The sequence below is a fragment of the Neomicrococcus aestuarii genome (assembly GCF_014201135.1).
Taxonomy (GTDB): Bacteria; Actinomycetota; Actinomycetes; order Actinomycetales; family Micrococcaceae; genus Neomicrococcus; species Neomicrococcus aestuarii.
Map to the genome: position 1 here is coordinate 1,022,551 of NZ_JACHDR010000001.1, position 19,353 is coordinate 1,041,903.

A 19,353-nucleotide genomic window follows, 5' to 3' on the forward strand; every position below is an offset into this window, starting at 1 on the left:
GGTAACGAACGCGGCACAGAATCAGAGACAAGAAAGAGCATCGAGAATGCAGGTACATAAGTTTGACGTTGTCATCGTCGGCGCCGGTGGCGCTGGCATGCGCGCAGCGATCGAATCAGGACAGCGCGCTCGCACCGCCGTTCTAACCAAGCTTTACCCCACCCGCTCCCACACCGGCGCAGCACAGGGCGGCATGTGTGCAGCCCTCGCCAACGTGGAAGAGGACAACTGGGAATGGCACACCTTTGACACCATCAAGGGTGGCGACTACCTCGTAGACCAGGACGCAGCAGAAGTTATGGCTAAAGAAGCCATCGATGCTGTGCTTGACCTCGAGAAGATGGGCTTGCCGTTCAACCGTACGCCGGAAGGCAAGATCGACCAACGTCGCTTCGGTGGCCACACCCGTGACCACGGCAAGGCACCTGTTCGCCGTGCGTGCTACGCAGCAGACCGTACCGGTCACATGATTCTTCAGACCTTGTACCAAAACTGCGTCAAGCACAACGTTGAGTTCTACAACGAGTACTACGTACTTGACCTCCTCATCGTTGAAGAAGACGCGACTCGCGAAGACGGCACGCCGTACAAGCAGAAGCGCGTTGCAGGCGTTGTCTCCTACGACCTCGCTTCCGGCGAACTTCACGTCTTCCAGGCCAAGTCGGTTGTCTTCGCCACCGGTGGCGCTGGCAAGGTCTTCAAGACCACCTCTAACGCTCACACCTTGACTGGTGACGGTATGGGCATCGCGTTCCGCCGCGGTATCCCACTCGAGGACATGGAATTCGTGCAGTTCCACCCGACCGGCCTCGCCGGCTTGGGCATCTTGCTTTCCGAAGCAGCTCGAGGCGAAGGTGGCATCCTCCGTAACGCTGACGGTGAGCGCTTCATGGAGCGTTACGCTCCAACCATCAAGGACTTGGCTCCTCGTGACATCGTTGCCCGCTCTATGGCTAATGAGGTTCGCGAAGGCCGCGGTGCTGGCCCGAACAAGGACTACGTCCTCTTGGACCTCACCCACCTTGAGCCTGCTCACATCGATGCCAAGCTCCCGGACATCACCGAATTCGCTCGCACGTACTTGGGCGTTGAGCCTTACACCGAGCCAGTTCCAGTGTTCCCAACGGCGCACTACGTCATGGGCGGTATCCCAACCAACATCAAGGGCGAAGTTCTCCAGGACAATGACACCGTCATTCCTGGCCTCTATGCCGCTGGTGAGGTTGCTTGCGTGTCCGTTCACGGTTCCAACCGTTTGGGCACCAACTCGCTCCTCGACATCAACGTGTTCGGCAAGCGCTCCGGCATCTCTGCCGCTGAGTATGCTCGCAACGCCGAGTTCGTTGAGCTACCTGAGAACTCTGAGAACGACACCGTCGCTCTTCTTGAGTCCATCCGCAACGGCAACGGCACCGAGAAGATCGCTGTTCTCCGTAAGGAACTTCAGGACAGCATGGACCTCAACATGCAGGTGTTCCGCACCGGCGAGTCCATTGCTCAGGCCTTGGCCGACATCGAGTCTTTGCGCCAGCGCTACAAGAACATCTCGATCCAGGACAAGGGCAAGCGCTTCAATCTGGACCTCCTCGAGGCCGTTGAGCTGGGCTTCTTGCTCGACTTGGCTGAAGTCATGACGGTGTCTGCATTGCACCGTGAAGAGTCCCGCGGTGGTCACTACCGTGAAGACTTCCCGGACCGCAACGACGAGCGCTTCATGAAGCACACCATGATGTACATGGACCAGTCTGCAGAGACCGAAGGCGTCAAGGGTATGCGCGTTGAAACGAAGCCTGTGGTCTTCACCCGTTACGAGCCGATGGAGCGTAAGTACTAATGAGCACCGTAGAACCAGCATCCAAGATTGACCTCAAGACTGACGGCGGCAGCGGAGAGATCCCATCGTTCGACATCACCTTGAAGGTGCGTCGCTACGATCCAGAGTTCTCTGAAGAAGCAAAGTGGGACGAATATACGCTCACGATGTACGGCACGGACCGCGTGCTTGATGCTCTTCACAAGGTGAAGTGGGAGATCGACGGCTCGTTGTCCTTCCGCCGCTCTTGCGCTCACGGTGTGTGTGGCTCTGACGCCATGCGCATCAACGGCCGCAACCGCCTTGCGTGCAAGACCCTCCTCAAGGACTTGGACACCTCCAAGCCCATCACCGTTGAGCCCATCAAGGGCCTTCCGGTGGAGAAGGACCTCATCGTGGATATGGAACCTTTCTTCCAGTCCTACCGCGAGATCATGCCGTTCTTGATCACCAAGGGACACGAGCCTTCCAAGGAGCGCTACCAGTCCCCTGAGGATCGCGAGCGCTTCGATGACACCACCAAGTGCATCCTCTGCGCTGCGTGCACGTCTTCGTGCCCAGTGTTCTGGACCGATGGCCAGTACTTTGGCCCGGCAGCGATCGTGAACGCTCACCGCTTCATCTTCGACTCCCGTGACGAAGCCGGCGACATGCGTCTCGAAATCCTCAATGACAAGGAAGGTGTGTGGCGCTGCCGCACCACCTTTAACTGTACCGAGGCCTGCCCACGCGGCATCCAGGTCACCAAGGCCATCTCGGAAGTCAAGCAGGCTATCCTGGCTCGCCAGTTCTAATAGCTGCGCTTCACTAAGCACAGACAAAGCGCGTCACTCCTTCGGGGATGGCGCGCTTTGCGTTTCCCGCCGAGTTTACGTTTCCCACTCCCCCGAGTCCTCCAGCGTTCCCAACGCGACCCCCGCCATGTGAGGCCACTTCACTACAACGCCGCCCATGTGCGGCCAGTTCACGACGACGAAACTCGAAAAAGTTGTAGCAAAACGTGCTCGCATAGGAAGGAGGTTGATGAATTTTGGCCTCACATCGACGCTTGCATCATTCAAATCGGCGAATTTTGACGCTAAAAGATCACCAAATCAAGCATTACGACGAAATACCTCCCTTTACGTCATCTGCGTCACAATGAATCGCTATATGCTCCATTTTCCTGCTTTGATAGTCACACCCATCCAGAGCGGCTGAGAGATCTGGCTCGTTGACGCCGCAGCAAATTGACCTTCGGGTCATAGTGCTAACGCCAGAATCGATGGAACCTCGGGCGCTGGCAATGATTCATGCTTCGGCAGGCTCGGCGAGCAGTTCTCGGGATTCCTTCTGTTACTCATCAACGAAGGAGATCTACCAATGACCACCACGGCCATCCAAGCCCTACCGCGTGTCCCGTATCAGGGAAATGCATCCGCCGACGAGCTCGCGTACTGGAACGGCATTGCTCGCAATGTCGCCAACGAGCTTCAGAAGGATGTTCTGGAACGCGATCGCGCCAACCAGCAGCCACACAAAGAAGTCCAGCTCCTGAAGGACAGCGGTCTTCTCAACTTGTTGGTGCCAGCAGAATTCGGTGGCGCCGGCGGACACTGGGAAACGGCTTTCAACGCTGTCCGCATCATCTCTAGCGTCGACGGCTCCATCGGTCAGCTGCTTGCTTACCACTACATCAACCAGAGCGGCATCGCGTTCTACGCGCTTCCTGAAACGCAACCAGCGTGGTGGCAAGCAACGCTGAACGGTAACTGGCTCTGGGGCGACTCGGTCAACCCGGTTGACCCCGACCTCACGCTAACGGCAGATGGTGACGGCTACCGCCTGAACGGTTTCAAGCACTTCTCCACGGGTTCCGGCGTCGGCGATGTCATCGTCTTCAACGCGCTAGTCGCTGACGGAATCAACCAGGGCAAGATCATCGCGTTCGTTCTCGAGACCACGCGTGAAGGCCTCGAGTTGGTGGATGACTGGGACAACCTCGGCCAGCGCCTTACGGGTTCCGGAAGCGTTCGGAACACCAATGTTCGCATCAATCCCGTGGATGTTCTCGGCGAAGTCACCGACGAACCCATCTCCACCATCCTGACTCCTAGCATCCAGTTGGCGTTCTCCAACTTCTACCTTGGGTCTGCCGAAGGTGCCTTGACGCGTGGCCGCGAGATCCTTCTCGGCCGCAAGAACTCTTGGTTCCTCTCCGGTGTAGATACGTACGCGCAGGACAAGATTTTCCAGCGTACGCTCGGCGAATTGAAGGCGCGCACCGCCGCGGTTGCCGCACTTGCGGAAAAGCTGAATAAGAAATTCGACGACGTCGCAGCTCGCCAAGGTGCCCTCACTTCCGAAGAGCGCTGGGCTTACGCGAATGAGATCGCTGAGCTCAAGGTAGTTTCGACCGAAATCGGCATCGAGGTTTCCAACCGTATTTACGAGGTCACCGGCGCTAGCTCCACCAAGAACAGCGTTGGCCTTGACCTTTATTGGCGCAACGTACGCACGCACACGCTTCACGATCCCGTGGACTACAAGAAGATCGAGGTTGGTGCTTATTACCTCAACGGAGAAGTTCCGCCACTTTCCCTTTACACCTAAACCTTGATCGCCTTCATCTAGGCATCTAGGGAGAAAACGAAGGCGCCGGCTCGCAACCAAACTTTGGTCATGAGAGCCGGCGCTTTCCACGTCTCCAGATTCTTGAAGTCAGCGCGAATTCCTCCGCAGCACCATCGCCACAACAGCGATCACGGCAATCAATGCCACGACGGAAATCCCCATGACTAAGTTCCAACCTAAAAGTCCAGGCATACTCCCCCAAACTTTCACTCTGGCCACAGTCTTACGAAGGTTGAAAGGGACGTCAAGAGTTAGCCATTCGACGATACGAACGGAGATTGACGAGGCATCACCTTCCTGCGTAGAAGATTCAGGCAATGATCCTACACATTTTGTTTGCTAGTGAAATTATTTCGCACGAAACCCGAATATTCCCGAAGATGTAACATTCTTTGGATTGCTCTTCAGACTCTGATTGTCTATTAGCACCCATCCAGAGCGGCTGAGAGATCTGGCTCGTTGACGCCGCAGCAAATTGACCGAGGGGTCATAGTGCTAACGCCAGAATCGATGGAAACTCGGGCGCCCGCAACGCTGCTCATTTCTGATCAATCGTGCGCAATTCTCGAGATTCCTTCGGATCACAATGACGAAGGAGAACCCGTGATTAACGGACGCAAATTTGCTGCACTTTTTTCAGTGTCTGCGCTCGCGCTTGCAGTTGGAATTTCCGGCTGCTCGCTCAAAGAACCCGTGCAACCTGCTTCTGCACCCGTAGGCGCAGTGGCAGGAGCAGCAAGTGAAGTGGAACTAGCCGAAGTTCCATCCCTCGAGGGCAAGACCATTGGAATTGCGGCCAAAGACATCTTGCATGATTACAGTCGAGGCGTCTATCAGGAGCTAGAAGCACGTATTAAGGAACTCGGCGGTAAGGTCATCGCGACTCAGGCGGAAGCCAAGGATGACAAACATGTGGCGAATGTCGAGAATCTCATCACTCAAAAGCCAGATGCGATCGTAGTGATCCTAGGCGATGCTCAAACTCTGACACCTGCGTTAGCAAAGGTGGACGCCGCTGGAATTCCGCTTTTCACCATTGACTTTCAGACGCCTTACAGCAAGAACAACGTAACGAGCGATAACTGGAACATTGGCACCCATTTGGCTCGGACGCTAGCCGAAGATATCGGTGGAAATGGCGAGATTCTCGCGTTCAATGGGTTCCCAGGTGTCACGCCCTGCCGCATCAGATACGAGAGTCTGCTGTTAGTTCTCAAGGACTATCCAGAGATCAAGATCATCGAACCGGAACTTCAAGATAAATACGAAGACACCATCGAAGACGCAAAGAATCAGATCTCGGATCAGTTGCGCCGCCTGCCGGAAGGGTCCGTAGACGCCATCTGGTCCTGCTGGGATATGCCACTGATCGGTGCGGCGCAGGCCCTCGACACGGCGAACCGAGAGGAAATTGGCCTATACGGCGTGGACGCCGAACCTGGTGCCTTGGATCTCATCGCAGATCCGAATAGCGCATACCAGTTCACCGTCGGGCAGCCGACAGATGCCATTGCTGTCCGTTCTGCGGAAAATATCGCCCGCTTCCTCGGCGGAGAAGAAGACAAAGTTCGGAAAACCACCTACGTCGATCCCATCTTCATCGACAAGGAAAATGTTGCGAAGGTGCGTGCTGACCTTGGAATCTAACCTCGAGCCACTACTGTCCTTAAGCGGCATCACGAAAAGATTTGGCGCTGTAACGGTCCTTTCGGACGTGTCATTGGACCTCCACTCGGGAGAAGTCCTTGGTCTCGTTGGTGAGAACGGAGCGGGAAAGTCCACCCTCATCAAGGTCCTGACAGGACTGTATGCAGCTGACGAGGGGTCGATCCGCCTGAACAGCGAACTCGTAAGCATCAATCGCCCGGCTGACGCCGAGGCGCTGGGCATTGCTGTGATCCACCAAGAGCGACATTTTGCTCCTCAGCTTCGTGTCTACGAACAACTATTCTTGGGCCTCCCCCAACTGTCTGGAGCACTTAGCAATCTTCGAAAGGTTGCTCGCGAAGCATCGGTAAAGATCACTGAAGTCACGGGTCAGTCCCTTGACCCGCATGCACTCGTTTCGGAGCTCACGGTTGCACAACAACAGCTCATTCAAATAACAAGGGCAGTACTTTCCTCCCCGAAAGTTCTCATCCTGGATGAGCCCACAGCACCTCTGGCTTCTAAAGAGGTTAGCCAGCTCTTTGACGTAGTGCGTCGGCTCCAGGCTCAGGGTGTGGGAATCATTTTCGTCTCCCACTATCTGCAAGAGCTCGAAGAAATCACTGACCGAGTAACCGTTCTTAGAAACGGTCTCAAAGTTGCGGACGTACGCTTCCAAGACGGTGCAACCATTGCCCAGATTGTTGAGCTGATGGTCGGTCGACACGTCACAGAATTTGATCACGGTCGCATCCCACGAAAAGCCCAGTCAAACAGTGCCGTCTTGCGATTGTCCGGCTTAACTTCTTCAGGATCTTTGACTGATGTTTCTCTGACCGTCCACGCAGGCGAGATCGTAGGTGTAACGGGACTCGTCGGCTCAGGAATTGAAAATCTTGCGGATGCCGTCGTCGGAGCCAAATCACATACGGGTTCTGTCCACGTTCGTGAACACGAGGTGCAAAGCCCGGCAGAGTTTGTATCTTTCGGCGGCGGAATCGTCCCTTCTAACCGCCGCGCTAACGGCGCTTTCCAGAGGAGTACGGTACGTGAAAATCTGGTCGTCTCCAGCTTGAGTCGTTTGGGTAGGTTGTTCGGGCTTACAAACGTGGCGAAGGAACGGGCTGTTTCCCGTGCTCTTATCTCCCAGCTCGATGTACGTCCAACGGACCCCGAATATGTGGTTGGAAACCTCTCTGGTGGTAACCAGCAGAAGGTGGTGCTTGGTAAGTGGTTGGCAAGTGAAGCGAGTGTATTGGTCCTTGATCAGCCGACTTCCGGGGTTGATGTGGGAAGCCGCACTCAAATCTACGAACAACTAAACAGCCTCGTGGATTCCGGCGCCGGTGCACTTGTCGTCACCGTTGATCTGGAAGAACTAGTGGGCATCGCGGATCGTATCCTCGTCCTGTATCGCGGCCGCATCGTTGCCGAGCTCTCAGGACATGACGTAACGACGGATCAAATCTTAAGGTTGGCGTCCTCGGGCGACGCCAGCTCCAACGAACGAGTAAAGGAGTTGGCATGAGCGTCCTCACTGCATCCGCAACCACCAGTTCCACGACGTCCGCACCAGGAAAGACAAGTGGGAAGTTCTTCGGAAAGCTTGGGTACATCGCCCTTGCAGCTGTACTCGTCATTTTTACTCTTGGGTCCCCCTATTTCCTGACATACGGAAACATCATCACCATCCTCACGCAGGCGTCGGTTTTTGCTGTTGCCGGCGTGGGGTTGGCGATCGTCATCATTTGCGGCGGTGACGACGTCTTGAGCGGTGGTATCGATCTTTCAAGCGGAGCTGTGGCCGGTCTCTCTGGCGCCGTCACGGCTGTGTTGACCGTCAGCGGCGCCAATACTTTTCTTGCCATTCTTGGTGGATTCGGAACCGCCTTGGTGATCGGTTTGATCAACGGAGCCTCCGTGCTGCTTGGCCTCCGCCCACTTCTAGCAACACTCGCCACCATGGGTATAGCAACGTCTTTGGAATTGGTGGTCAGCAACAACATCAAAGTTGTCGCCGAAGGTTCACTATTTGTTGCCCTTCGTGAGGGAACTTTCTTGGGACTACCGCTGAGCGCCTGGACGCTTCTCCTCGTGGGAGCGGTTTCCTGGGCAATTTATAGCCGTAGCTCTTGGGGAATCAACAGTTACGCAGTGGGCCAAAACCCCACGGCTGCAACCGTCGCCGGAATTTCCGTCAATAAATACCGCTTCTCCAGTTACCTCATTAGTTCATTATTGGCCGGCGTCGCAGGTGTTCTCCTGATTTCGCGACTATCCGCGGCTGTTCCAGGTATTGGCGGTCAGATTCTCCTGGACATCATTCTGGTGAGCTACATGTCCATCATTTTCTCGAATCGTCTGCTCGTTAGTGTTCCCGGGACCGTTCTAGCCGCAATTTTCGTTGCCGCGCTAAGCAACGGACTCACACTGATAGGCGTGGAGAGCCAGTGGGTTGGTGCCGCTAAGGGTCTCTTGATCCTTGTTGTGCTCGCCTCAGTAACTTTGAAGGGGCGATCCGCCAAGTGAGTATTGACCAGAAAATCGAAGAGTCCATGCCTCGTTCGTCAGCCGAAATAGCTGAAGTACCGAGCGCTTCGGCCAGTTCCAGTGTGAAGGCGCGCCCGCGGATCACGGCTCAAACGCTGACACGAGCAATCGCTCCGGTCACGCTTGGTGTCATTCTCTTCGCCTTCAGCGTTATGACCCCCACGTTTCTCACTAGCGGAAACTTGGTCTCTGTCATCAGCCAGATGGCGTTACTAGCCCTTGTAGCAACGGGACTCACGATCGTGATTCGTGCTGGCGGTATCGATCTCTCCATCGGAGTAGCTTTGGATCTTGGGGCGCTTGCTTCCGCAGCATTGATCTACGACGGTTACCGGGCGTGGGTTGCCGTGGTCGGCGGCTTGCTGGCCGCACTCATTGTGGGACTCATCAACGCAGGACTCGTTGTCCTTTTGAGAATCCCCCCGTTCCTCGCCACCTTGAGCATTTGGTTCGTCGGTACGAGCGTTCAACAGCTGTTCACGAGCGGCGGAGCCCCGATCTATTTATCTGCACCACGCGTTCCCGAAGGATTCGCAGTCATTGGTCGGGGATATTGGCTAGAGATAGATGCAGCTGTCATCAACTTTTTAGTTGTCGCAGTAGTCGTAGGGCTTCTCTTGGGAGTTACACGATTTGGACGCCGGCTTACTCACACAGGCGAACAGCCAGGCGCAGCACTATTGAGCGGACTCAAAACCAAGCGCCTCATTGCCAGCAGCTATGTGCTCTGCTCACTAATTGCTGGATTTGCCGGTGTGATTCTTGCATCGCGCACAAACAGCTTTGTTCCGGGCAGCGGCCAGGCTTACCTCATGGATGCGATTGGAGCCGTCTGCATCGGGGCAACTCTTAGCCGATTCGGACGCGTCAGTGTCCCAGGAACCCTTGTCGGCGTTCTCATTTTCGCTCTATTGAGCAATGGAATGAACCTCATTGGTTTGTCCTTCTTCTGGCAGGGACTTGGCCGCGGCATCGTCTTGCTGGCGATCCTCGTGATTGCAGCACTTCTTGCCAAGCAGGAAGGACGAACGTTCGAACTCACTCGGTGGATTACCACTAAGAAAACTAGCCCCGAAGGAGCTTCTTCATGAGCAAGCGCATCAGCCTTAACGCCTTTGATATGACCTGCGTTTCCCACCAAAGTCCCGGGCTCTGGCGACACCCGGACAATCGAGCGGATGAGTACAACACCATCGAGTATTGGACAGACCTCGCAAAGATCCTTGAACGCGGAAAATTTGATGCACTCTTCCTCGCTGATGTGCTGGGAATCTATGACGTCTATAAAAACTCCAGCGCTCCAGCGCTCATCGACGCAGATCAAGTGCCGCTCAATGACCCATTTATGCAAGTTTCAGCGATGGCATCCGTTACAAAAAACCTCGCTTTCGCGGTCACTAGCGCACTCACCTACGAACAGCCGTACGCGCTGGCCCGAAAGTTCTCCACTCTCGATCACCTCACCCGAGGCCGCATCGGTTGGAATGTCGTCACGAGCTACCTTGAGTCAGCGGCGCGAAACTTGGGATACAAGAAGCAACTCGATCATGATGCCCGCTATGACCTAGCGGACGAGTTCATGGAGGTTGTCTATAAGCTCTGGGAAGGTTCTTGGGAAGACGGTGCAGTAGTTCGAGACCGCGAGCGCGGCGTCTTCACCGATCCGTCTAAGGTCCACCCCATCAATCATGCTGGAGAACACTTCAACGTCCCCGGCATTCATCTGTCCGAACCGTCCGTTCAGCGAACGCCTGCGATCTTCCAAGCGGGTGCTTCCAGTCGCGGCCGTAGATTCGGCGCGCAGCACGGTGAAGGGGTCTTCCTAAACTCCATCAATACGGACGTGACACGCAAGCAGACGGACGCTTTTCGAGATGAACTAGAGCTTGTTGGCCGCCCGAGAGACGCGGCCAAGATGTTTGCTCTCGTCACAACCGTGGTCGCCGATTCTGACGCTGCAGCTGAGAAGCTCTTCAAGGAGTATCAGTCCTATTCATCTCAAGAGGGCTCAATGACCTTCTACGGAGGATGGTCGGGCTTGGACTTGAGCCAATACGCTACCGATCAGGAACTTGCGTACATTGACACCAATGCGGCGCGCTCTGCTCTGTCCATTTTCACTGTGGCAAACCCGAACAAACGTTGGACTCCCGGAGACATTGCGGAGTATTTGGGCGTAGGTGGCATCGGTCCCGTCTTTGTTGGCTCGCCCGAAACTGTGGCTGATGAGGTCGAACGCTGGGTTGATGACTCTGGACTTGATGGCATCAACCTTGCCTACGCCATCACGCCAGGGTCTTTCGAACAATTCACGGATCTCGTTGTCCCAGAACTTCAAAAGCGGGGACGAGTGTGGGACGAGTACGAAGGAAACACGCTTCGTGAATATGTAGCCGGTGAAGGAAACAAGCGTGTGGCAGACTCACACCCTGCCGCCCAATACCGTAACGCTTACGTTGGCTTGCCGTCCGCAGCAGATTCAGCCGCCACCGATTCTCCGGAAAACGTGTTGTCGCGATAATTCGTTGAGCTGAAACGCGTGTTCACGTTGATCGCCGTTTGGCACAGCAAAGGCGCCGGCCCGCAACCAAACTTTGGTTTGCGAACCGGCGCCTTTGGCGTCTTACAAATTAGAGACGACGCAATTAGCCCTTGAACGGCGGCAAGAAGCCAACGCGCTCGTAGACAGCGTCCAGAACGGGCTGCGAAACTTCGCGGGCCTTCTCAGCGCCGCGCGCCAGCAAGCGGTCCAGCTCGGCAGGATCAGCCAAAAGCTGTTCCGTACGCTCGCGGATCGGCGAAACAGCAGCCACCACGGCTTCAGCCACGTCCACCTTCAAGTGGCCATACATCTTGCCTTCGTAGGACGCCACGAGAGTGTCCACTGGAGTGTTCGTAACTGCCGAGAGGATTTCCAAGAGGTTGGTGACGCCGGGCTTGGAGGCACGGTCATGCGCCACCACGGTGTCATCATCCGTCACGGCAGACTTGATGCGCTTGGCGATCACCTTCGGGTCATCGAGGATGTTGATCAGACCATTCGGTGAAGACGCGGACTTGGACATCTTGGACGTTGGATCCTGCAGATCGTAGATGCGCGCGCCGCCCTTCTGAATGAAGGCTTCGGGCACCACGAACGTCTCGCCGAAGCGTGAGTTGAAGCGCTGCGCAAGATCGCGAGCGAGCTCCACGTGCTGACGCTGGTCATCCCCCACGGGCACACCCTTGGGCTGGTACAACAGGATGTCTGCAGCCATGAGCATCGGGTAGGTGAACAGGCCAACGCCGGCGTTATCGGCGCCTTGCTTCGCGGACTTGTCCTTGAACTGCGTCATGCGGCTAGCCTCGCCAAAGCCAGTCAGGCACATCATGACCCACGCAAGCTGCGCATGTTCGGGCACGTGAGACTGCACGAACAACGTGGACTTCTCCGGATCAATACCACCGGCGATGTACTGCGCGGCGGTCTTGCGGGTGCGTTCGCGAAGCTCGGCCGGATCCTGGGGCACGGTGATGGCGTGCATGTCAGGGATGAAGAAGAATGCGTCGTATTCGTCCTGCTCGCGCACCCAGTTCACGAGCGCGCCAAGGTAGTTACCCAAGTGCAGTGACTCGGCGGAGGGCTGCATGCCGGAGAGCACGCGCATGCGATCAGAAGCGCTCACGCCGGGCAGGTTTTTTGTCTTCGAAGTTACATCTGCCATGAGATTCAGAAAATCCTTTTTAGAGTTGGTAATCGATCACGAGCGGAGCGTGATCGGACCATCGGGTGTCCCAGGATGGGGCGCGGTCAACCACGGCGCTCGTGGCTTTTGCGGCCCAGGCAGGAGTTGCCATGTGGTAGTCGATGCGCCAGCCAGCGTCCGTATCAAACGCTTTTCCGCGCTGGGACCACCAGGTGTACGGGCCATCGACGTCTCCGGCGAGCGAGCGGTGCACATCCATGTACCCGATCTCTTCCCCGAAGAAACGGTCAAAGTACGCACGCTCTTCCGGCAAGAACCCGGCCTTCTTCTGGTTGGCTTTCCAGTTCTTGATGTCGCGCTGCGTGTGGCCCACATTGAGGTCACCCATGATCAGCACGTGATCCGCGGCCTGCTTGAGTGCGGGCAGTCGGTCCACCATGACGTCGAGGAAGCGGTACTTATCAACCTGCTTGGGGGTGTCCACTTCACCGGAGTGCACGTAGGCGCTCACCACGGTGATGGTCTCGCCGTTGGGCAGTTCGAAGTCGGCTTCAACCCAGCGACCGGAGGTCACAAAGTAGTCATCGCCGATGTGATCGCGCGTCGCTACCGGCGCTTTGCGGCTGGCAATCGCCACACCTGCGCGGCCTTTCGCTTCGGCTTCAGCGTGCAGAATGTGCCAGTCGTCGCCCAGCAGCTCGTGGAAAATCGCGTCAGGGGCGCGCACCTCTTGCAGCGCCAAGATGTCCACGTCGCGCGCGGCGAGCCACTCGGGCATGCCCTTGCGGTACGCGGCACGGATACCGTTCACATTCACGGAGGCAATACGCAGCGCGCCCGGAGCCTTCGCTTCATAGCTCACCACGGGTGCGGCGGTTTCTACTGAGGACGACGACGGAGCTTCCGCAGTTGCCTCGCTTGCGGGTTCATGTGCTGAGGTAGTCACACTCGCGCCTTTCGTTAGCTGATGATGTCGCCCGAGAGCGGCTCAGATCCACCGTTGGACTGGGCCGAACCACGACCCGACGGTGCCGAACCGGAGCTCTTCATCATGTCACGGGCATTGGATGCGGTGATTTCGATGGTCTCGATGGCACGATCAACCATTTCGCGGGATTCCGTGGTTCCGCCGTCGAGGTACTGCTTAATGACGCCAGCCTGGACCTGAACAATTTTGAACGAGTGGTCCAGCTTGAGATCGCGCGTGCGGTCAGCCTCGGCGTAGACCGTGGTCTGCGAAGGGGCCGTTTGAGCGCGGGGCGCCATGTCAGCGGTGGTGCGCTGAATGGTTTCGTTGACCTTCTTGGCTCCGCGGCGCAGGCCGAGCACCAAGAAGAGGGACAGCAAGAGCCAGCCGAGGGAAATGATGACAACTAGCCAACCGATGACATCGTTCTGGTTGGCGGCGAAAACCACGGCCACCAGGAAAATGGTCATCATGACCGCGAGTGAGATGGTGCTCGCGCCAACCGTGATCTTTCGTTGACCCGACGCGTTCGTCGAAGAATTTCCCAAGCTTTGCATACCTTCTATTCTTCCAGAACAACCCCTTCATCCATGACGTCTTGTGTCACGTTCGCCGCGAGCGCAGGTTGTATTCCGCTTCACAGTTCAATTGTCATTTATCGTGAATGCATGATGAGTACCTCTGCCCATAGGGAGCCGTTGTGGACGCGCGGGTTCCTCTTGGCCTGCAGCGGTAACGCCTTGGTGTTCTTCACGGTCCATCTTTTCTTGTCCACAGTTGCGGCCTATTCAATCCAACGTTTTGCAGTGGGTGACGCTCAAGGCGGAGCGGCGTCAGGGCTCTTCATCATTGGCGCGCTGATCGCTCGTCTCTTCGCTGGACCGGCAATGTCACGATTTTCGATGCTCGGATTAGCGCTTGGCATGTTCGCTCTCTTTGCCGTCTTCCCCATCCTGTACCGCATGACAGGAACTTTTGAAGTGTTGCTCGTTGAACGATTCACGCATGGCGTGGTATTCGGGATTGGTTCGAGCGTGACCGCGTCCCTCGCACTTCACCGTGTGCCCGCGATGCGCATGGCTGAAGGAACCAGCTGGTTCGCGAGTTCCACGGTAATCGGTGTTGCGGCCGGTCCCCTCGTTGGATTGCCGCTGTTCCGCACTTTTGGTTTTGAGGCGGTTTCTTGGGCTGCCGTCATGGTCGCAGTCTTGGGTTCGGTGGTCATAGCACTTCTAAAGCTGGCCGGCTCCCCCATCGCGGCACAGCCAGCAGCACCATCCGACGACTCTCCGAAAGGCAACTGGATCTCTCGCTTTGTGGAGCCAGCAGCCATCCCCATCTCGATTATTGGTGCCGCCTGGACGCTGGGCTACGCGACCATCGTCACGTACCTGAACGGTCTCGCGAACGAACGCGACCTTGGAACGGGTGTTTCTTGGTTCTTCTTGGTGTACGCAGTGGTGACCATCGCGTCCCGGCAATTCACGGGCCGCCTCATGGATCGCAAAGGATTCAACATTGTCCTGATCCCAGCCTTCGTTGTTTTCGCCGCTGGACTCTTCACGCTCTCCATGGCGCAGAACGTGGCCACTGTATTAATCGCGGCAGCGCTCGTGGGCCTAGGCCAAGGAAATCTGCTCTCAGCAGGTCAAACCCTCGCCATCAAACAAGCGGAACGTCACCGCATCGGCTTCGCGGTAAGCACCTTCTTCTTAGGCATCGACGCGGGCATGGGAACCGGTCCGGTCATCGCGGGAGCGATCGTCGCAGCGACCTCACCGTCCGCCACGTTCGGAATCGTCTCGCTCTTCGTGCTGGCACTGACCGCGGTGTACGTGGCCGTCTTTGCGCGCAAGCGGCAACCAGCCCGCGGCTAAAAGCGGGAAGCGAGCTGCGTCGTCGTACGGGAAATTGCTATTTCAAGAACAGAGCCCGCAAGCGGTTAGTGGTCAGCGTGACCCCCGCCAGGATCATGACCACGAAGTAGCCCACGTGAACCAGCATGGACGGCGTGAAGTAGCCGATCGACAGCTGGCGCATGAGCTCCACACCGTGCCACAGCGGCATCGCCTGAATGAACCACTGCACCGACTCCGGGTACACGCTCAACGGGTAGAACGTCGCCGAGAACAAGAACATCGGCAGCATCACAAAGTTGATCCAATCCAGCTGCTGGAACTTCTTGAGGTAACTGGTAATGCCCATGCCGATGGACGCGAAACCGAACGCAATCAGCACGGCCGCGGGAACCATAAGCAAGCCCGCCGGATGAGCAATCAAGCCCATAAACCACATGATGATCGTGAATCCCGTGGCGTACATAAACCCGCGTAGCAGCGCAAGGAAAATCTCGCCAATCGCGACGTCCAGTGGCCCCAGCGAGGTGTACAGCATGTTTTGGTACAGCTTCGCGAAGTTCATCTTGAAGAAGACGTTCATGGTGGAGTCGTAGATGGCGCCGTTCATGGCAGAGACCGCCAAGAGCGCGGGCGCGATGTACGCCGCGTAGCTCATTGGGGTGCCGCCCGGACCGGTTACGGTTCCCACAATCGAGCCCAGGCCAATGCCCATGGACAGCAAATACAGGACCGGCTCCACAAAGCCGGAGACCATGATGGACGCGTTGCTTGTCTTTGTGGCTAGGAGGCCGCGCTCGATGACGGACTTCGCGTTCCGGCCATACAGCGCTGCGAAAGCGCGCTTGCTACCGGTGAGGACAAGGTCCTTGTCCTGCACATAAGGAGCTGACGTACTCATCCTTCAAGCCTCCTTGCGAAGATGCGGCGGGAGAAGTGCCAGCCCAAGATAGTGAGCGCCACCAGGTACATGACGTGAACGGCGGAGAGCCAGAGCGGTTCGTCGTAGCCGTAGCTGAGCACGCGCGAGAGCTCCGTGCCGTGCCAGATAGGTGAAATCCAGCCGATCCACTGCAAGAACCACGGCAAAGACGTCAATGGGAAGAACGTCCCGGAAAACAGGAACAGTGGCATCACAATGAAGCGGTTGACCAGCTGGAACTGGCCGCGTTCCTCTTCAAGCGAGGCCGCGTAGGCCATGAGCGGGAAACCGAACGCCGTACCGGCGAGCGTTGCTACCAGCACGGAGAGCCATACCCACGGGCTGGCGGTAGCGCCGAATGCGATGACAATGAGCAAGTACACGATGGACTGGGCAAGAATTCGTCCCGTCACCGCGAGCTGCAAGCCCTGACTGATTTGGTAGGGCGTGATGGCGGTGGCGAGCGGGCCATAGAAGGTCCGGCGCCATTTGAAGCCGTCCATGATCACGTACGTGAACTCGCCGGCAGCCGTCATGACAGCCGCGGACACCAACAGTGCTGGCGCAATGAACGTCATGTAGGAGACGCCGAACGCTCCGGCGCTGTTCGCATCCACGAGGCTGGCAAGGCCAACCCCCATCGCAAACAAGTACATGAGCGGGTTGCCCACCGAATACGCGATGATCACGTCGATGTAGCGGCGCATCGCGAGCATGTGCCCCTCGGCCACATAGAGCGTGCCGAACTTCTTGGCCTTCGTCGCCGAAACCTCGGGCGAGTGCGCTTTGAGCGTGGAGTTGAACAGCTTCACCGCGGCGTCCGTGCCGCTGCGATCAATTCTCAAACTTGTGTCAGTGACCTTCGGGTCAGGGGCGTGATCAGTCAACGAGGGACCGTCCCGTCAAGCGCAAGAACACATCCTCCAGCGAGGACCGGCGCACCAAGGAGGTGATGGGATTCAGGCCACGGCCGGTCACTTGCTCGAGCGCCGCTTCACCGTTATCCGCATAGATCAGCACGCGGTCCGGCAACGTTTCAAGGCGATCGCCAATCCCCTGTAGCTCTTGCCCCACGGTGGCGTTCCGGTCCGTGCCGAAGCGCAACTCAAGCACTTCGCGCGTGGAATACTCGCGGATCAACTGTGAGGGCGAACCCTCGGCCATAATCTCGCCCTTATCCACCACAATGAGGCGATCACACAGCTGCTCGGCCTCGTCCATGTAGTGCGTGGTCAGAATCAGCGTCACACCGCGCTCTTTGAGGCGGAACAGGCGGTCCCACAGGATGTGCCGCGCTTGCGGATCCAAGCCCGTAGTGGGTTCATCGAGCAACAGAATTTTGGGGTCATTCACGAGCGACCGTGCAATGGTCAAGCGTCGCTTCATGCCGCCGGACAGTGCACTCACGCGGTTGTCCGCCTTATCCGCGAGTTGCGCAAACTCGAGCAGCTCCTCGGACTTGGGCTTCAAGTAGCTGCGCGTGAGCCCGAAGTAGCGCCCGTACATGATCAGGTTGTCCCGGACGGTGATTTCCTCATCCAGGTTGTCCTGTTGCGGCACCACGCCCAGGTGGGCGCGCACTTCCGGCCCGTGTTCTTCGGGGTCTAAGCCCATGATGGTCAGGTTGCCGCCGCTGCGTTGCGAGACACCGCCGATCATGCGCATGGTGGTGGACTTGCCGGCACCGTTGGGGCCGAGCAATCCGAAGGACTCCCCCGCGGGCACATCGAAGGAGATGTCCTTGACGGCGTTGAAGTCCCCGTAGCGCTTCTGAAGGTGGGAAGCGGAGATGACGGTGGGACGCGATGTGATGGATGACACTCCTAGAGACTAGAACGATCAACCGATTGGCACAAGTCAATCGGAAATGACAGCGTGTCTTCGCAAAATTGCGGCAGCGGCGTCGTCGTCCTCTACCTTTGATAGTGGCAACGGAAGAGAGATACGCATGAGCGCACGAACCACCACCGCAGCGCGCGAGTCGCGCCGTTGGCTGTACTTGCTCATCGCTGCCGCGATTCTCACGCAAGGCGGACTCAACCTCATCCGCCCCGTCACCACGTACAAACTCGTGGCGCTCGGCGCCGATTCGTTCCTCGTGGGCGCGGTCACCGCGTTCTACGCGCTCGTTCCGCTGGCCACAGCCGTCTGGCTGGGACGCATGTCCGATCGCATCCCCAACCTTCGCCCCATGGTGGCACTCGGAGCGGTGGTCCTCGCGGCGGGCACGGCGGCTCTCGCCCTTGGATCGAGCTTTGTGGTCATTGCGATCGGGTCCGCAGTCCTCGGCTTGGGGCATTTGCTCTTTACGATCGCCGGGCAAGCCGAAATCGCTCGCCGCTCCACACCGGCGGAGATGGATCGCGGGTTCGGCTGGTTCACGGCGGCATTCTCCGTCGGCCAGATGATTGGCCCGCTGATCGCCGGCGCCATCCTGGGATCAGAACTGGTGAGCACCTCAGCCCGACTCCACGACGTCAACGTTGCCCTATGGGTCGGTTTCGCGATGACGCTGGCCGCGGCACCGCTGTTCGTTTCGCGGCGCGATTCAAAGACAAGGCACAGTACGACGACGCAGCTCGGCTCCCGCGACTCCCTCACCTCCGGCGACACTAGCGAATCGAGCGAGACTCGCGATGCTGCGAGCGCGCAGGCTCCGGATAACGCGAACGCGGCGCCCCAAGCTGCTCCCGAGAAGCCAACGATTTTGCGGATCCTGCGCACGCGCGGAGTCATGTCCCACATGTTTGCGTCCCTAGCGCTCTTGGGGATGCTGGATATTCTGACCGCGTTCTTGCCGTTACTTGGTGAAGAAGCGGGCATTAGCCCTGCGGCCGTGGGCCTGTTGTTGGCGCTGCGCGGCTCCGCGTCCATTGTGTCGCGCGTCTTGTTGCCGTGGCTTTCAGCGCACTTCGCACGCAGCACCCTACTGCTGTGGTCCCTCTACGGCGCCGGTTTCTCCCTTGCGATTCCGCCCCTACTTTTGGCGGCGTTCCCACCGGCTCAAGGCGGAGAACTCACGCTCTTGCTCAGCGGCCTTTTCATGCTGACTGGCGGAATCTTCTTGGGAATGGGACAACCGCTCACCATGACGGAGATTTCCACCTCGGTGCCAGCTTCGTGGCGCGGTTCCGCCCTCGCGGTGCGGCTCATGGGCAACCGCCTAGGCCAAGTTGCCTTGCCACTGCTCGCCGGTGTTTTCGCCGCTCCCCTAGGACCCGGTGCTGCGATTGTGATGACTTCCGTGTTCTTGGTGATCAGCGGAATTGAAAAGCAGCGGCGCGGTTAGAGGGAGCCAC

General features: G+C 57.6%; 17 protein-coding genes and 2 riboswitches. Of the genes, 10 read left to right on the forward strand and 7 right to left on the reverse strand.

Annotated elements, in window-relative coordinates; translation table 11 throughout:
• Positions 1-46 precede the first annotated feature (46 nt).
• From sdhA to HD598_RS04560, 3 genes are all read left to right on the forward strand, one after another.
• Positions 47-1,834, forward strand: coding sequence for a succinate dehydrogenase flavoprotein subunit (gene sdhA, locus HD598_RS04550; protein WP_071894033.1), 1,788 nt, complete (start codon positions 47-49; stop codon positions 1,832-1,834).
• The gene (locus HD598_RS04555) at positions 1,834-2,607 is read left to right on the forward strand and encodes a succinate dehydrogenase iron-sulfur subunit (protein ID WP_071894034.1); all 774 of its coding nucleotides are present in this window, start codon (positions 1,834-1,836) and stop codon (positions 2,605-2,607) included. The genes sdhA and HD598_RS04555 overlap by 1 nt, the downstream gene beginning before the upstream one ends.
• Before the next feature lie 386 nt (positions 2,608-2,993).
• Positions 2,994-3,084: riboswitch (SAM riboswitch) on the forward strand.
• A gap of 91 nt (positions 3,085-3,175) precedes the next feature.
• Entirely contained in the window at positions 3,176-4,405 is a 1,230-nt protein-coding gene (locus HD598_RS04560) for an acyl-CoA dehydrogenase family protein (RefSeq protein ID WP_183664133.1), read from the forward strand.
• A gap of 108 nt (positions 4,406-4,513) precedes the next feature.
• Here HD598_RS04560 and HD598_RS04565 read toward each other — a convergent pair whose 3' ends face one another.
• A complete protein-coding gene (locus HD598_RS04565; protein WP_183664135.1) occupies positions 4,514-4,744 on the reverse strand; it encodes a hypothetical protein in 231 nt (76 codons plus the stop codon).
• Between the two features lie 108 nt (positions 4,745-4,852).
• Positions 4,853-4,943: riboswitch (SAM riboswitch) on the forward strand.
• An 86-nt stretch (positions 4,944-5,029) separates the two neighbouring features.
• Here HD598_RS04565 and HD598_RS04570 point away from each other — a divergent pair.
• From HD598_RS04570 to HD598_RS04590, 5 genes are read left to right on the forward strand one after another with little or no spacing between them, the layout of a single operon-like run.
• A complete protein-coding gene (locus tag HD598_RS04570) occupies positions 5,030-6,073 on the forward strand; it encodes a substrate-binding domain-containing protein (RefSeq protein ID WP_183664137.1) in 1,044 nt (347 codons plus the stop codon).
• The gene (locus tag HD598_RS04575) at positions 6,063-7,601 is read left to right on the forward strand and encodes a sugar ABC transporter ATP-binding protein (RefSeq protein WP_183664139.1); all 1,539 of its coding nucleotides are present in this window, start codon (positions 6,063-6,065) and stop codon (positions 7,599-7,601) included. The genes HD598_RS04570 and HD598_RS04575 overlap by 11 nt, the downstream gene beginning before the upstream one ends.
• On the forward strand, positions 7,598-8,602 hold the full coding sequence (locus tag HD598_RS04580; protein ID WP_183664141.1) for an ABC transporter permease: 1,005 nt from the start codon (positions 7,598-7,600) through the stop codon (positions 8,600-8,602). Before HD598_RS04575 ends, HD598_RS04580 begins: the two co-directional genes overlap by 4 nt.
• On the forward strand, positions 8,599-9,714 hold the full coding sequence (locus HD598_RS04585; protein WP_183664143.1) for an ABC transporter permease: 1,116 nt from the start codon (positions 8,599-8,601) through the stop codon (positions 9,712-9,714). Before HD598_RS04580 ends, HD598_RS04585 begins: the two co-directional genes overlap by 4 nt.
• Positions 9,711-11,144, forward strand: a complete 1,434-nt coding sequence (locus HD598_RS04590; RefSeq protein WP_183664145.1) for an LLM class flavin-dependent oxidoreductase — start codon at positions 9,711-9,713, stop codon at positions 11,142-11,144. Before HD598_RS04585 ends, HD598_RS04590 begins: the two co-directional genes overlap by 4 nt.
• A 124-nt stretch (positions 11,145-11,268) precedes the next feature.
• Here the strand turns inward: HD598_RS04590 and trpS are convergent, their stop codons facing one another.
• From trpS to HD598_RS04605, 3 genes are all read right to left on the reverse strand, one after another.
• Complete coding sequence (trpS, locus tag HD598_RS04595) at positions 11,269-12,327, reverse strand: tryptophan--tRNA ligase (RefSeq protein ID WP_183664147.1); 1,059 nt, start codon at positions 12,325-12,327, stop codon at positions 11,269-11,271.
• Between the two features lie 19 nt (positions 12,328-12,346).
• Positions 12,347-13,171 carry an exodeoxyribonuclease III gene (locus HD598_RS04600; protein WP_183666585.1) on the reverse strand — a complete coding sequence of 275 codons (825 nt, stop codon included), beginning with the start codon at positions 13,169-13,171 and terminating at the stop codon, positions 12,347-12,349.
• Positions 13,172-13,269: 98 nt separating this feature from the next.
• Entirely contained in the window at positions 13,270-13,833 is a 564-nt protein-coding gene (locus tag HD598_RS04605; protein WP_071894040.1) for a hypothetical protein, read from the reverse strand.
• Between the two features lie 111 nt (positions 13,834-13,944).
• On the opposite strand from HD598_RS04605, the gene HD598_RS04610 reads away from it, so the two are divergent.
• Entirely contained in the window at positions 13,945-15,153 is a 1,209-nt protein-coding gene (locus HD598_RS04610) for an MFS transporter (protein ID WP_183664149.1), read from the forward strand.
• 37 nt (positions 15,154-15,190) lie between these two features.
• On the opposite strand, the gene HD598_RS04615 is transcribed toward HD598_RS04610, so the two are convergent.
• The 3 genes from HD598_RS04615 to HD598_RS04625 all read right to left on the reverse strand — a co-directional run bounded on the left by HD598_RS04615 (position 15,191) and on the right by HD598_RS04625 (position 17,875).
• The gene (locus HD598_RS04615; protein WP_183664151.1) at positions 15,191-16,033 is read right to left on the reverse strand and encodes an ABC transporter permease; all 843 of its coding nucleotides are present in this window, start codon (positions 16,031-16,033) and stop codon (positions 15,191-15,193) included.
• A complete protein-coding gene (locus HD598_RS04620) occupies positions 16,030-16,866 on the reverse strand; it encodes an ABC transporter permease (RefSeq protein ID WP_409366197.1) in 837 nt (278 codons plus the stop codon). The genes HD598_RS04615 and HD598_RS04620 overlap by 4 nt, the downstream gene beginning before the upstream one ends.
• A gap of 67 nt (positions 16,867-16,933) precedes the next feature.
• Positions 16,934-17,875: an ABC transporter ATP-binding protein gene (locus HD598_RS04625; RefSeq protein ID WP_183664153.1), complete on the reverse strand. Its 942-nt coding sequence runs from the start codon at positions 17,873-17,875 to the stop codon at positions 16,934-16,936.
• A 127-nt stretch (positions 17,876-18,002) separates the two neighbouring features.
• Here HD598_RS04625 and HD598_RS04630 point away from each other — a divergent pair, with 127 nt between their 5' ends.
• Complete coding sequence (locus tag HD598_RS04630) at positions 18,003-19,343, forward strand: MFS transporter (RefSeq protein ID WP_183664155.1); 1,341 nt, start codon at positions 18,003-18,005, stop codon at positions 19,341-19,343.
• Positions 19,344-19,353: the final 10 nt, after the last annotated feature.